At 41.6% G+C, this 741-nt stretch carries 1 protein-coding gene; it reads left to right on the top strand.

Features of this window, described 5'->3' with window-relative positions; genetic code table 11:
- The coding region (locus tag QM374_RS10720; RefSeq protein ID WP_414311737.1) for a Rib/alpha-like domain-containing protein at positions 1–741 on the top strand (741 nt) is incomplete at both ends.

Below are 741 nucleotides of genomic sequence, written 5' to 3'. Positions count from 1 at the left end.
GATAAGAACACTCCAACAGCGAAAGAGCAAACTGTAAACAAAGGTGAAACTCCAGACGCTAAGAAATCAATTGGTAATGTAGATGATCTTCCTAAAGGAACAACAGTAGAGTTCAAGACACCAGTAGATACAACAACCCCAGGCGATAAAACACCAACAGTTGTTGTGACTTACCCAGATGGTTCTAAGGATGAAGTTCCAGTAACTGTTAAAGTAGTAGATCCAAGCACAGATGCGGATAAGAACACTCCAACAGCGAAAGAGCAAGCTGTAAACAAAGGTGAAACTCCAGACGCTAAGAAATCAATTGGTAATGTAGATGATCTTCCTAAAGGAACAACAGTAGAGTTCAAGACACCGGTAGATACAACAACCCCAGGCGATAAAACACCAACAGTTGTTGTGACTTACCCAGATGGTTCTAAGGATGAAGTTCCAGTAACTGTTAAAGTAGTAGATCCAAGCACAGATGCGGATAAGAACACTCCAACAGCGAAAGAGCAAGCTGTAAACAAAGGTGAAACTCCAGACGCTAAGAAATCAATTGGTAATGTAGATGATCTTCCTAAAGGAACAACAGTAGAGTTCAAGACACCGGTAGATACAACAACCCCAGGCGATAAAACACCAACAGTTGTTGTGACTTACCCAGATGGTTCTAAGGATGAAGTTCCAGTAACTGTTAAAGTAGTAGATCCAAGCACAGATGCGGATAAGAACACTCCAACAGCGAAAGAGCAA

This window comes from Streptococcus infantis, assembly GCF_047465525.1.
In the GTDB taxonomy this organism is placed as follows: Bacteria; Bacillota; Bacilli; order Lactobacillales; family Streptococcaceae; genus Streptococcus; species Streptococcus infantis_R.
This window is presented reverse-complemented; position numbering and strand designations above follow the sequence as displayed.